We start from the raw sequence: 14,426 nt of genomic DNA on the forward strand, positions 1-14,426 counted from the left end.
TTTACTTATTACTATTCAGAATAAATAAACAACTCATCAGAAAACTTTCATTTTCTAATAAAAACCAAAAATGCTTCGTCTGGATTTTTAACGCTAAAGATAATCGAATACAATGCTTTTATAGTGTATTCATCACAACGAAAAAAAACCACCATGATGCATGGTGGGTAAATAAAACAATAAATAGGACGGTTGTAGCAGAAGTTACCTCACATGAGATCTATTATTAACAGGATTAAAATCTGAGTATATAGGGTTGTTTCCTGATTTGTATTAGCTCAGACCTGATCTGACAGTTACCGGTTATTCATACAGGTATCTGTCAGATTACATCTGGCTTAAATTTTTCTCAGCCCAGATGCGTTTTCCATCAAGTAATCTTTCCATTCGCGTCAGCCCACAGCACATTTTCATCTGATAGGTTCGCTCATTATTATAGTGAGCCAGCCATTCATCAAAATCTGATTGTAATGCATCTAGTTCGCCATACAGTTTTTTGCGGAACGCTACCTGATAAAACTCCTGCAATTTCGTCCTGTGGAACCGTTCGCAGATGCCGTTTGTCTGCGGCGACATTGCTTTGGTTTTCGTGTGGTCAGTATCATTTATTGCCAGATAAAGCTGGTAATCATGTTGCTCCACTTTGCCGCAGTACTCCGTGCCCCTGTCTGTCAGTATTCTCAGCATTGGCAGGCCCTGAGACGCGTAAAATGGCAACACGCGATAATTCAGCAGGTCAGCCGCTGTAATCGGCGTTTTAGTGACATACAGCTTACAGTGCGCAACCTTCGAGTATGTATCAACGAATGTCTGTTGATAGATTCGCCCGACGTCTTTCAGATTGCCCACGTAGAACGTGTCCTGTGGGTCCAGATAGCCCGGATGAGCGGTTTCAATCTCACTACAGGCTTCATCATCATTGGTTTTACGTTCCAGCGCTGCGATCTCGTTGTCAGTCAACTCAATGCCGTCACGGGCCACTTTTTCTTCCAGTGCTTTCAGACTCTTTTGACGTTTTCACGATTGTGTCGAGCGGACACCACTTCCTGAGATAAAAATGCCCTGTTTACGCAACTCACTGCTGGTCCGGTGCTGACCATGCGCAGGGAGCGCGACAGCATAATTAACAACAGCCCGTACAGTTGCGTCGTCGGTACGATTTTTGAGATTAGGAACGTGTCGGCTACGGTTAATCAGCACATCCACAGCGACTTCATCAGCCGGTTGCGATAACGGTAAAACGTATCACGGAAGACCCCCATGATTTTACAGACTTTAGATACGTTGCTGAGTTCTTCATCCAGATTGAGCAAGCCTGTTTTGTGTTTAATAACGGGATTGGTAGTATGAAGCATGAGAGTTACCTCGTGTTTTGTATAAGGATTCGACACCCATATCAAAAACGGTAACTCTCAACCTTTCAAGGTTATATGTCAGATTAAGTCGCGACTAATACACCTGATTATACTCGATGCTAATAAGTATCCGGATGCTTCGATTACATCAGGACTTTGACTTCAGATACCCATCCCCTTTGCTGCATGCAGCGTTCCATCCATTCATAGCGAGTATTCTCATTCACATCAATCACATAACTTTGTACGGTTGGAGAACTATCATATTTTTTTTTGCAATGTTTGTTGCGGCGACACTTTTCAACGTGCGCTTCGTAAACTGTTCTTTCTGCAATTCTGTTCTTAACTGGGTATTTTTCTTCAGCCAGAGCTCCACATTCATATTGCGCAGTTGAAAGATCCTGTGCATCGTAGCGAGTTTGTTTCCATTCTGTTGTACATCCTGATAACAAGAATGAGGTTAGCAGTAGAGAGTATATTTTTTTCATACCATATTCCTTATGCTATTTAAGAGCATCTGTTTTTTATATCACATATACTTGATCAACGTTGTTGCAGAGAAAACTGTATTATTGAAATTCATTATATAAATAAGGCTAAAAATATAAGACATACTCCCTACATTCAATACAGTTAATTACCTACCTCTGAGAACATTGAAGATGTGTGATTTGTTATGCCAGAAGATACACAAAAAGATCGTCGTGGCTGATTAAGTGGAAAAGTGCAGCAGAATCGCGCGGCTTCAGGATGCGCCGTTGTAGCCGTTGCAACAATTCCGGAAAGACAATAATTGAGCATGCAAAAATGACATCCAGACGCGGTCAGCTTTGCCCGTTACATAAAAACGGATGCAAAATAAGCTTTCCGCTCCCGGTAGCCCCCATATGAGAGAGTGCGTAGAAAATCCGTTTGATATACCGCCTTGCTGTCTTTCGGTCTTTTTCACCAGTACCCCCGAAGCGCACAACGATTCATGGCCAACAATCGAGTACCGGTATTGCAAATCTCCGCGATGAGCTTTCAACAGTTACAGTGTTGAATCACAGCCATAGCGCCAATTATCATTTTTCGCATAATGCAGCTTTTTCCGGAACAGCAATAACACTTTCAGTCTTTAGCTCGACAATTTTTTGTTTTACAACGGTCTGGGTTAATACTTCTGCCTTACCGGTAAAAACACCGCCTTTTTTAATAGACAGAGAAGCGTAAACCAACGTACCATCAAGACGTCCATTTTCATAAATGTCGACAGAGTCAGACTGGCAATGCCCTTTTATAGTGCCATCAACGATTAATTCCCGGCTGTTAATATTTCCTTCCACCACCCCGTTACGCATGATTTTCACCAGTCCATCCTTAGCAATTATATTCCCATTCACACAACCATAAATGTATATTTGTTTATTAGAGTTGATATTACCGTCAAAGACGACATCACTGGCAATAACTGTACTATCTGTACCCGCCCCGCTATCACTGCTTAATTTACTGTTTTCAAATTTTTTCAAGGTACTACTGACATCTGAATTTTCTATTGTTGACACTAATTCTAATTTATCTTTTGCTGACTTTGATTTATTAAACATCGTTAGTATCCTTTTCTTTAAAAAATTAGCTGAGAATGCACAATGCATGAAGAAAAATAATATGATTGCGATAAGTAATTTACCTGAACACCAGAAAATTAATGCCAGCGTCCAGAACATTATTCCCGCGTTAAGAAACATGTGTTTAGATAAGTAATCATGAAAAATAGATTTCATAGGTGAAATCATCTTCAGGAAATATCTTCGGGAAAAATCGAATCCCAAATGAGATTAAGACAATATACTGCCCTCATAAATACAGCCGAAATCATCGCTACAGAGCATGCTACCTCCTCACGGGATAACAGTGATGTATTGCCACTCCTCTCAATATATTTACTCTGTTTTTGGATAATCATAACTCGGTACATAATATATTCTTCTTCTGTTGGCATAAGGAGATGGCTAAACTGCATTGAGGATCCGCTGCCGTAATGTCTATAGACTTACTATACAAATCGGCCTAAAGGGGAAAATACTAAAGAGTTAAAGCCACGAACTTAAAACGACAGACGACATGAGGTCAGTTTCTCGTGGTTCGAATAGTGAACAGAAGAACGGAGAGAGCCATTCAGAAATAATATTCTTCGTTATCGGGTAATAACCTTAAGGTGACTATTATTCGTAATATTGTCTTATCCAACGCAATTTTATGCACTGCTGAACGCTCTTTTTACCCATGAAAGATTAAAATCTTTCGCCAACAGTCGACGTAAGCAATCTGTTGATTTATTGGTTTTTTTCCATAAATTTCAGGTTGAAATCGTCAACAGAGTTCTCAAGAATGAGGAAACGTTGAACTATAGCCAGTCATTTAACATGACTGAGCAAGGCTTTGCCCTGGATACATATTATAACGCCGCGCCATCTTCAATTCTTATAACAATCATGATCCATAAGCTATTAAGTTCATAAATATAAAAAATCCCTGATAAAATTTTACCTTTACGAAGCGACTTATTGCCCATTCCGAAAAACAGTAAGTAAAACACCTCATAAACCAACAATAGGTAGCGAGTGAAGGTAAGGATCTGATCAACAAATTTTTCCTGCAGTTTCGGTGTCAATGTACAGTCAATGACAACCATATGACATGCAAAAATCACAGGATATAAGCCATCCCAGAACATTCTGATTTCGCCACAGTAAAACAACACATAACCGATTGATTTTATTTAATTTATCTCATCTATTTCATAGTGAAATCGGCAAATATTGCATTCAGCTTTGATGAAATTTTCTATTTATTTCGTACAGATAAAACATGACAAAAGAGAAGATTGATTCCTGGGACTATGTGTGAAAGCACTATACGACATAAATAAGTGTCTCACAGAGGCTATAAAGCGAGAACTAAACAGCACTATTGCAGAAAAAATGCATGAAAATGCCCTGTAAATGGCGAGCTGGAAATGATCCATCATCCAGATAAGACAAGAGGTACAAGGTTTTAAATTTACAGACAGAGCAGTTGTATGGTGAAAGAAACACCACAAATAGATGATTGAAAAAATCGTCAAATAACATGTTGATACATGGGTTCGATGTTATGAATATAAACTATAGGTAGTACATCTTCATTCGGGCGATAGGCTATCGTGAGTAACAAGCTCCTTTGATAAACATGAACGCAGGAATTCATATAATCGGTTTCATCCAGACCTGTTCGCAAACCGATTGTTATACTCTTTATTAATACATGCTTTTAAAATTATACAAGCGTTAATATGCCCGACCGAGGCAGAAGATAAGATACCCTATACCAACGCTATAAGACACTATAAGCTATAGAGAGCTCACAGGTAGCGCAGGAAAATAACCGCCTTAACACTTACTTATTGTAAGGATATATAACCGTTAAAATACATATGATAAATCATACAGATACGCCAAAGACCTCCACTAATTGACCAACAAAAAGCGTCATCTCTCAAAAAAATCTAACAGCACGTAATCAGCTCTCTTTAGCTCATGGCCTGATAACCACACGATGGCATTTAGTTCATGATACTCACGTTTATGCGAAGAGATTTCTGATATATCAATGAGTTATATTCACATAAATAAACTGTAGGCAGCAGTATAAACTATAGAGAGTAACCTATGATGCAGGCAGTAACATAAGCTATAGCGAGTATTTAACGTTACTGCAAAAAACAACCAATAAACATATCATTATTAATCATTGATTTTATTGTTATTTTACTCAAAGAGATGACGTTTAACTTGATGTAAAGGCAATTGAGAAGAGTCAAAAACATCAAATCCTATGCCTAACCTGTTTTAAAAGAAATAGTGACGAAAACCAGTACCACTGGTGATGTAACAACGTAGTAAATAGCATATAAAAATATTAAATTTCAATATGTTAAGCACAAAACTAAAGGCACCAGTGTTGTAACCCCGGGAGAAAATATAAGACTGAACATAAGCTATAGTGAGCATTCAAGTCCATGTTACTGACTACAGCTTATGTTTTGTGAAGGTTCAGAAGAGCCTCCAAATCTTTGAGATTAATCCCCAGCTTTTCAAGTAAATTAACCTTCTCAATCAGAGAAGGGTCAACCGAATCATTTGTATGCTCAGGCTGCTCGTAAGCTTCGCTGTCAGTACGGGGAGCTTTTAGTTTAGGCCTTCGATAATGAACGTTAAAATACACACTCCGCCCACGTTGTAGCTCCGTGTAATCGAGGTACCCAATCTCTTTCAATTGCTCCATAGCTCTGCGAACAGTCTGATTTTGAGAAAATACGGGAGATTTCAGGTTTAGTCTGGCGCGCAAACGCGCTATTGAGATAGGCGCCGGGTTTTTTGGCAAGCTTTCGATATAGGTATATAGCGCCTGTGCGGACTCGCGCCTCTTCAGTGCGTTTATCGCTTTCAGTTGCAAAAGGACTTTACGATCAAACTGATAAAGCTCAAATAATCGGGGATCAGCCTGGAGTATTACGATATCTTTAGCTGTGTCGTAGTATGCGGATTGAACCAAATGTGTCGTATACTCTTTAGTCTGGCTGGTAAACGAAATAACGGTCCCGGCAATTCGCTTTAGCGAAGGGCTGATGCGTTCGCGAAGCTTTTTAGAAGATCTGCTCGATGGGATCCCACAAAGCTTAACAAATTCAACAAAAGAAAGTTGAACTTTATCACCTATAACCTTATGTTTTGCAAAGGAATGTATAATTCCCACCCAGGTTTTGAAATCATTGTCCATATCCAGTCTGGGTCCAATGATTTCCACTTTGTCAAAACCTTCCGCCTTCGCAAGAGTGAGCCTGGTCAGCTCCTCTGTGGCATCTGTCGTCGAGAGTGTATTTTTTTTACTGTTTTTAAGCGATTTGAGGGTAGGCACAAATACCCCCAGACGCATGAGCGCAACGGGCTGCACAGTGTTATTAGCGTTTGGAGTAAGAGAAACGACTTCTCCTGTTCGCTTATCCACCTCATCAAAAAAAAATTTAATATCACTATCTTTTTCCAAAATCAGCTCCAAGTTTGGGCACCCAGTCCATATAACCGAGCTAACAGCACAAGAAAACGGCTGTTGATACACTGTGAATAACATGTGTATATCAATGTATAATGGTATATCACTACCTTTATCTCATTGAAAAATAAAATAAATATCTATTTTCTTTATCATACAATTTAATATTGAATGCTCACTATAGCTTATACAAACTGCAAACTACAGCCTAGGTTTAACTCACTATAACATATGTATGTGCAAGCTATAGTTTATAATTTACTTACTATAGCTTATCAAGAACGTCTGGAAGGCATGGTGGGCGCGGGCTACAACGATCAGGGATCTATTTGGGATCTTAAAGGGATCTACTTAGGATCAATTATTTTGATCTAAACGAAAACACAATTACCAACAACAACCCGGCAAAAATGCAATTAAGGCATCCTGTTCCAACTCAGCAAGAGTAAGCACACAGCAAAGTAAGCTCTCAATCAGAGGCAACTAACATAACAAAAGCTGAATCAACCTGAATTAAGCACGGTGCACAATACTTGTTTCATCAGTAGTGAAACAAAATCAAGCGTGATGCTCTCTGTCAGGCAAGATAACATTATGACTACCATACTTGACATAGGGCACAAAAAAGCCTCCAGAGGTCCCTCAGATATCTCCAGTGGCCCGAACCAAAAAAGAGTGGGGTTGTACCAGTCTGTAGTAATCAACCTTCAGTAGTGAACGTCATTGTCTGATACATGTTATCGCTCATACCGATGGTGAATATTCAGCGGATTATCAGGTGTGACTGAAGCGATATCCTCTACATCACAGTATGAACGCAAAGGGCTATTAAAAGATGAAACTTTATAAAAATAATGATCTGAATGGTATAAATAACTAGCTTGCTATTACAGGTAATAAGCATGTTAATAATATGACGGAGATCAAAAAATCTCCTCTATTTACCCAAAGAAAATAATCAATAATTATAACATTAAACATATTTTATGAAAAATATATAACAGTCACGATGAAACATAAATCATATTTTCATCATGACCATATAATTTGTTCTATTTACAATCAATAAGGGTAATCACCTAAATTTCTTATGGTGATCCAGGGATTTGCTGGATAAAGGACGCAGACAATGAAGAAAATTAGTGTGGTAGTGGCTGATAAATATCCACTGATGTTAAAGGGAATAGTGACATTTTTATCAAATGATCCATCTCGTTATGAAGTGTCATCTACCTTCACTGATGCACTGAGTGCTGCAGAGTATTGCTCACAATATCAGCCAGATATATTCATTCTTGGTGAGTTCTCTGATGGGCTGGGAGGCATCGAATTAATACGTTGGGTGCACTCTATGCGTATAACATCCAAATTAATCTCATATATGGAAAAGAAACCGTATATAGATGCAACAAAATTCATAAATGCGGGTGCTATGGGGGTTGTATGGAAAAACAGTCCGCCAGAAAATTTAAAACGTGCAATTGAGCACATTTATAATAACTCTAATTATTTTGATGACGGTTTACTTCAGCAGTCATCTGTTATACGGAAACCTGTCCCCAGTAATTTTCTGACTGGACGTGAACGACAAATTCTACAACTCATCGCTGATGGACAAACAAATAAGCATATAGCAAAGATTTTAGATGTCAGTAATAAAACTGTTGAAACACACCGCTTAAATCTGATGAAAAAAATGGATGTTCATAGCGGCATTGAACTTTTGAAAGTAGGACTAAGAATGGGAGTATGCACTATATAGTGTGAAAAAAACTCGTTATTGCTTAATGTGAAATTTTCTTATCCTGGTAAACATTGGGTACTAACAACCTGTTTTAGTAAAAAATGCCGTAAAGCCTCGCCCTGTCTGAACTGCAACCCAAAAGTTGGTGTTCAGACAGGGTAAGGCGGGGAAAAGTCATTGTGGTTGTAAAACGGCATTTCTATCAGGATATGGGGTGTGGTGATCAATAACAAAACGGGTAACTTTACCTGTTACAGAAGACAGATCACAGCGGAAAAAGAATGGTATCCATTTCGAACCAGAAATACGATATTGGCCATTTCCAGTTAGTCTGATAGGACTGTGTAATATCAAACTATTTTGTTTTTCATCGCCAAGAAAGACTTTATCAACGAGTTGTTCATTTTTTTGTATTACAGCCAGTGCTGCCGGTTGGCATAAGAATTCTGCTACTTGATGCGCTTCTGTCCAGTCTTTTTCGATCGTAGCTCTGTCTTGATTATTACGAATCTGATTTGTCATAATTTCTTCCAGGTGATTTCTTTGCTGTGTAGTTAGAACTGATGCAAAGGAAAAATAAGGAAGAATTAGAGTCCCGGTAAAAAGTAATCTTGCCATCATCTTTGTTATCATAGAATTATCCGTTAATAAAAATTAAACTCTGAACTGTTGAGCAATTTGATACGTTAAATTTTACATGAATAACGGTTATAATCTTGATGATGATTATGAAAACTGGCATCGTATGTCAGCTTTTGCATATCCTGTATATGGATTTATTATTGGTCACAAAACAATAACCAAATGTAACTGACAATCATTTTTGTGAATTTAACATAATAAAAATGTATATCACAATGGGATATAAAAGTGCATAAAACGGATATATTTGAGCTTCACTGTACAATCCCGATTTAGCCAAAGACATCTTAGTTTGTGTCCAGTGCATAGTTCAAGATAACCTGATAGGTTATCGCTGCCAGAATTACATAACTAATAATTATCAGGCTATATATTCTTTATTTCGTCTAATTTAGTGATCACAGCTCAAAATCATTAGATTTTGAGCTCGTTCCTTATAAGTAAAACTTATCTAAATCTTTTTTCTGCCGATAACTATACATAGTGGTGATAATTTTATCAGTGAGGTGATGCTATGAACGATCATGAAACACTTGAGAATATGATGAAAGAAATTCAGCAAGTCGTCACACATCATGCGGGAGCTAAAACGCGTGTCCAGGCGAGAGTGACAATAAAAAACAATGATGATAAACATATATTAATAGATATAGGTGATATATCCGTTATGGATATTCATTTTAAAGCCCCATCCATATAGCAAGGTTATATCCTACCATATTGGCAATAAGCTTTCTGGTAACTGAACAAGAAAGATCACAATAATATTTTTATCGTGATCTTTCTTGTTTTTTTGTCTGAAAAAAGATAGCTAACACACTCTTTTTATCTTAAATGACACAAGTTTTATTTATTTAAATGATAATTAAATCAATAATATAGATATTAAATGTGTTAATTAAGATAATGTCACATCAAAATTGGATAATTCTGTCATAAAGTTTAGCTAAGTGAGATGCGGTAGTTTTCACTAGCTGACATACAAAGAACTTGTTCTCACTATGTTAGCCAGATTACTAACATGCAAAACAGAATTAACCGTTGGGGATAGTTATCGCTACAATAATTCACACAAGGGAGTTAGGGTGAATATGATTAACAGTCAGGATCGTCGTGCTACTTTTCAGTTTGGCAATTTCTCTTTCACATATGATGGTTTTTTATGTTGCGGAACGGAAGAAGTTTATCTGCCGCCTAAAGAGGCCGGTGTGCTTACCGTTTTATTAAAAAATGCAAAACACGTAGTCAGTAAACATAAAATCATTAATGATGTCTGGTCTTCTGCGGTTAGCGATGAATCGCTGACCCGTAGCATTTACCGCATTCGTAATGCGCTTGGTCAGGACAAAGATAATGTTTTTATTGAAACCGTTTACGGGAAAGGATACAGATTTGTAATTGAGGTCAGTACCACGGCGTTTGGTACCTCCACACCGACTAAAAACAGTGAATGTAATACGTCTCTTCATGCAGCGCAGATCCTGCAAGAAAAATGTGCGTTAGCGGGTTATGAATTTGCGACGTCAGATGCTGTCTATTACGCTGCATCAAAAGCAAAACGCAACTGTAGCCAATGTGATTTTCTGAAAGAGTTAATCTCCGCGCTTAATAACGATTTTCCGGCTATAAGGTAATTTGACTTGTATGTGTGCCATCTGTGTTAGACAGGAGAAACTTGCCATAAAAACCATGCCGTAAAGATATTTCCTGCGGCTATTGTAGATAGTCATGGGAAAGATTAAGCATAAATATACGCTATGCTTAATAGCCGCAGGTTTAATAAAAAATAGAAGTCATGGAATTTACATCTGTACTTCTGTGATGAGTTACCTGTCTTCAGGTAGCTCCAATAATAAAGGGTATAATTCAGAAATGATCTGACACCGGGAACTCTTATCTGGATTTATTTGTTCAATAAAAAATGACTCTCACGATTGTTAGCCGTAGCCAATCGTTAATTGGTTTCGCACCACCGTCACTGCCGGTATTAGCTGTCCTTTATAGCGCACGTTGTAAATAAAATGAAATGGGCCATTCGCCGACAAATGACGGACTGGTGTTAAATGACCAGAGAGAGCTGGCAGAGGCTGACACCAGGTGGTACTGCATAAATTGATTTCCAGTCCCTGTGGTGGGGGGGTTAGAAGATTTATTTTCCACGAAATAGATCTCACTGGCGCATTATGCGGTACCGCGGCGGGGGCGTGAATAACACGCCCAACCAGTAATATTTCGCCTGTAGTCAGCGTGCCGCCTCCGCTCTGTTGGCTCCAGGTTCCTGTTGTAGAAGCCAGACACAAAGATGAGTGGAGCGCCAACAGCAGAAAAGCGCTATTGATGGCTTTCATCATTTTTCACCACCAATGCAGGTCGACATATGTAAAATTCTGTCTTGTGCAATCTCTTGCGTTGACAGCACTACCAACTGTGGGTAAATCCGACGCAGGAAACGTGAAAGCATAGTTCTTAGCGGCGGAGAGACAAGCAGTACTGGTGGTACATTTCGTGAATTTTGCTCAAGGATAGCTTGTTCTGTCTGGCGGATCAGGTTGTCTGCAATACCCGGTTCAATGATGCTGTTATTCTGGATCGCCTGCAGCAAAATCTTTTCGAGATTATTGTCGAGGCCAATCACGTTGATATCTTTATTATTACGGAACCACTGTTGGGTTATTGCCCGACCAAGACGGCGGCGAATCTGAGCTGTTAAATCATCAGGATCGGTGGTTGTCGGCGCGAATTCAGCCATTGTATCGAGAATGGTGCGCATATCGCGGATAGAAACTTGCTCCACCAATAGATTTTGCAGCACTTTATGGAACAGAGTTAAAGAAAGTACGCCAGGGATCAAACCGTCAACCAGTCGTGGCATATCTTTTTCAAGGCGATCAAGCAGCAGTTGTGCTTCGCTGCGGCCAAACAGTTCTCCGGTATGCTGGGAAATAAGATGATTCAGGTGAGTCGCTACGACGGAGGCTGGGTCAACCACGGTATAACCCTGTACCTGGGCCTGATCACGCTGTACTTCATCAATCCACCATGCCGGGAAACCAAATGCCGGATCTTTACACGGCGTACCGTCCAGCTCACCTTCGGCGCATCCTGGGTCAATCGCCATCCAGCGTTCCGGATGAATAGTGCCATGACCAATTTCCACGCCTTTCAGCAGGATCCGGTAACGATCTGGCTCAAGGCTCAGGTTGTCACAGATATGCACAGACGGTGGGAGAAAACCCATTTCATGCGCAAAGTTTTTGCGCAGGCCACGAATACGAGTCAGTAGCTGACCGTTTTGCTCGCTATCAACCAGCGGAATTAAGCGGTAACCCACTTCCAGTCCCAGCACGTCTTCAATCTGTACGTCCGCCCAAGAGGCTTCGGCGGTGGCGTTAGCGGCTTCGGCGTGGATTTCGTCGCGCGTTTTATCTTCTTTGTTGACTGATGGGTTATTTTCCTGACGACCGCGTAACCACCAGGCTAAGCCCAACAGTGCAGCGGTAAAGAGCAGAAATACCAGATTAGGCATTCCGGGAATCAAACCAAGCAGACCGATAACACCTGCCGCAAGCAGCATCACCTGAGGATTGTGGAATAATTGCCCAACCATCTGCTCCCCGACATCCTGTTCGGTCGCTACGCGGGTCACAATAACACCGGCTGCAGTGGAAATGATCAGCGCTGGGATCTGGGAAACTAGGCCGTCACCAATGGTTAACAGAGTATAGGTTTCACCTGCTTGTCCGATCGCCATACCATGTTGCAGGACACCGATAGCGAGACCGCCGATGATGTTAATGGCCATAATCATCAGGCCCGCGATGGCATCGCCGCGCACGAACTTACTGGCTCCATCCATTGAGCCGTAAAAGTCGGATTCCTGGGTCACTTCGTTACGACGACGTTTGGCTTCAGCTTCACCGATCAGACCTGCGTTAAGGTCGGCGTCAATGGCCATCTGCTTACCAGGCATCCCGTCGAGAACGAAGCGAGCGCCCACTTCGGCAATACGCCCGGCACCTTTGGTGATAACCATAAAGTTAATGATGATCAGAATCGCGAACACCACAATGCCGATAGCAAAGTTACCGCCCACCAGAAAATGACCAAACGCTTCCACTACGCGACCAGCCGCCGCTGCACCAGTGTGACCTTCCATCAGGATGATACGCGTTGAGGCAATGTTCAATGCCAGTCGGAGCAGCGTGGCAAACAGGAGAACAGTCGGAAATGCCGAAAACTCCAGCGTGTTTTTGGTGAACATGGATACGAGCAGTATCATCAGTGAGAGGACGATATTGAACGTAAACAGGGTATCCAGAAGAAACGCCGGGAGCGGCAGGACCATCATGGCAAGGATCATCATGATCAGTACTGGCCCGGCCAGCACTCGCCACTGCGTGTCTTTCAACTGCGGTAAACGTAATTTAGTGGCGATATCAGACATCGGCATTCATCTCGTGGTTAAAGTCCAGTTTTTCCGGTACAGGAAGGTTCCGGGGGGGGACGGGTTTATTTTCGCCGGTGTGACGCCAACGACGCAGGCTGTAGACCCACGCGAGTACTTCTGCCACCGCGCTATAAAGTTCTGTCGGGATTGGTCTGCCAATCTCGCTATGTCGGTAAAGAGCACGAGCAAGCGGTGGAGCTTCCAGCATAGGGATCTTATGTTCTTTCCCCAGCTCCCTGATACGCAGAGCGACTTCCCCCGCGCCTTTAGCCAGCACTATTGGCGCACTCATACTTTTTTCTTTGTAGGATAAAGCAACGGAGTAGTGAGTCGGGTTATTGACAATCACATCTGCCGTCGGTACATCGGCCATCATTCGGCTCCTGGCAGCGGCGCGTTGCATCTGCTTGATTTTACCTTTGATGTGCGGATCACCTTCCTGCTGCTTAAATTCATCGCGTATTTCTTGGCGGGTCATACGCAGCTTTTTCAGGTTGCTGAAGATCTGGTTAAAAATGTCATAGCCAACCATCGGGATAATGCACAGTAGTACCATCATCAGGCAGTGCAGAATCAGGTCCATCGCGCGGCCAATCGCTTCAGGCAGTGGAGCACTCACTAACTGGATGAAATGCTCTTTATTATTAATAAGATACAAAGTACAGCCTGTTCCTACTAAAGTAACTTTCAGACATCCTTTTAATAATTCAGCGACCATTTGCCCTGAAACCATCCGTTTCATTCCTGAAAGTGGATTTAAGCGTTTTAAATCTACTTTCAGGCCACCGCCCAGGTGAAGCCCACCAATCAGTAATGGCGAGGCAATCCCCACGACAAACAGCCCAAGCAGAAAGGGCATCAATGCCTGAATCATCATGACCAGCATGTCGTAAAGCTGGTGAATCATGCTTAACGGGTCCTCAATTTGATTTCTGTTGAGGGTTAACCCGGAATGCAATAACTGTAATAACGTGCGGGCAAGGTTTTCTCCGCTACCCGTCATCAGCGACCAGCCTGCTAACAAAATCAGCAGGGAGGTGAGTTCTCTGGAACGAGGAATCTGCCCTTTTTTCCGAGCTTCTTCTTTTCGGTGAGCTGTGGGTTCTTCGGTTTTTTCCTGATCGCTTTCTTCTGACATAAGCTTGCCTGGGTCCCTTTCCTC

General features: G+C 41.1%; 10 protein-coding genes and 1 pseudogene. 3 read left to right on the plus strand and 8 right to left on the minus strand.

From position 1 onward, the window contains the following. Window positions 1–327 precede the first annotated feature (327 nt). The 4 genes and pseudogenes from AACS80_RS06185 to AACS80_RS06200 all read right to left on the minus strand — a co-directional run bounded on the left by AACS80_RS06185 (window position 328) and on the right by AACS80_RS06200 (window position 6,386). A pseudogene (locus AACS80_RS06185) lies at window positions 328–1,355 on the minus strand (IS481 family transposase). Window positions 1,356–1,498: 143 nt separating this feature from the next. Beyond that, window positions 1,499–1,843, minus strand: coding sequence for a hypothetical protein (locus tag AACS80_RS06190; RefSeq protein ID WP_138183706.1), 345 nt, complete (start codon window positions 1,841–1,843; stop codon window positions 1,499–1,501). 576 nt (window positions 1,844–2,419) lie between these two features. Next, window positions 2,420–3,121 carry a bactofilin family protein gene (locus AACS80_RS06195; protein WP_171021437.1) on the minus strand — a complete coding sequence of 234 codons (702 nt, stop codon included), beginning with the start codon at window positions 3,119–3,121 and terminating at the stop codon, window positions 2,420–2,422. Between the two features lie 2,293 nt (window positions 3,122–5,414). Continuing rightward, window positions 5,415–6,386, minus strand: a complete 972-nt coding sequence (locus tag AACS80_RS06200; protein WP_135411011.1) for a RepB family plasmid replication initiator protein — start codon at window positions 6,384–6,386, stop codon at window positions 5,415–5,417. A gap of 1,174 nt (window positions 6,387–7,560) precedes the next feature. Between AACS80_RS06200 and AACS80_RS06205 the strand changes: the two genes are divergently transcribed. Then, a complete protein-coding gene (locus tag AACS80_RS06205; protein ID WP_135490170.1) occupies window positions 7,561–8,193 on the plus strand; it encodes a LuxR C-terminal-related transcriptional regulator in 633 nt (210 codons plus the stop codon). 156 nt (window positions 8,194–8,349) lie between these two features. Here the strand turns inward: AACS80_RS06205 and AACS80_RS06210 are convergent, their stop codons facing one another. Then, window positions 8,350–8,697 carry a hypothetical protein gene (locus tag AACS80_RS06210; protein ID WP_138183708.1) on the minus strand — a complete coding sequence of 116 codons (348 nt, stop codon included), beginning with the start codon at window positions 8,695–8,697 and terminating at the stop codon, window positions 8,350–8,352. A 634-nt stretch (window positions 8,698–9,331) separates the two neighbouring features. Here AACS80_RS06210 and AACS80_RS06215 point away from each other — a divergent pair. After that, entirely contained in the window at window positions 9,332–9,517 is a 186-nt protein-coding gene (locus AACS80_RS06215; RefSeq protein ID WP_135490172.1) for a hypothetical protein, read from the plus strand. Between the two features lie 301 nt (window positions 9,518–9,818). Continuing rightward, entirely contained in the window at window positions 9,819–10,451 is a 633-nt protein-coding gene (locus tag AACS80_RS06220; protein WP_240730931.1) for a winged helix-turn-helix domain-containing protein, read from the plus strand. Window positions 10,452–10,754: 303 nt separating this feature from the next. Here the strand turns inward: AACS80_RS06220 and AACS80_RS06225 are convergent, their stop codons facing one another. The 3 genes from AACS80_RS06225 to flhB are packed head-to-tail and all read right to left on the minus strand — an operon-like array spanning window position 10,755 to window position 14,402. Further along, a complete protein-coding gene (locus AACS80_RS06225) occupies window positions 10,755–11,168 on the minus strand; it encodes a flagellar protein FlhE (protein ID WP_135410948.1) in 414 nt (137 codons plus the stop codon). Continuing rightward, window positions 11,165–13,261, minus strand: a complete 2,097-nt coding sequence (flhA, locus tag AACS80_RS06230) for a flagellar biosynthesis protein FlhA (RefSeq protein WP_135411010.1) — start codon at window positions 13,259–13,261, stop codon at window positions 11,165–11,167. Before flhA ends, AACS80_RS06225 begins: the two co-directional genes overlap by 4 nt. Then, complete coding sequence (gene flhB, locus AACS80_RS06235) at window positions 13,254–14,402, minus strand: flagellar biosynthesis protein FlhB (protein WP_135410947.1); 1,149 nt, start codon at window positions 14,400–14,402, stop codon at window positions 13,254–13,256. The genes flhA and flhB overlap by 8 nt, the downstream gene beginning before the upstream one ends. Window positions 14,403–14,426: the final 24 nt, after the last annotated feature.

The organism is Escherichia sp. E4385 (genome assembly GCF_963883145.1).
Lineage (GTDB): Bacteria > Pseudomonadota > Gammaproteobacteria > Enterobacterales > Enterobacteriaceae > Escherichia.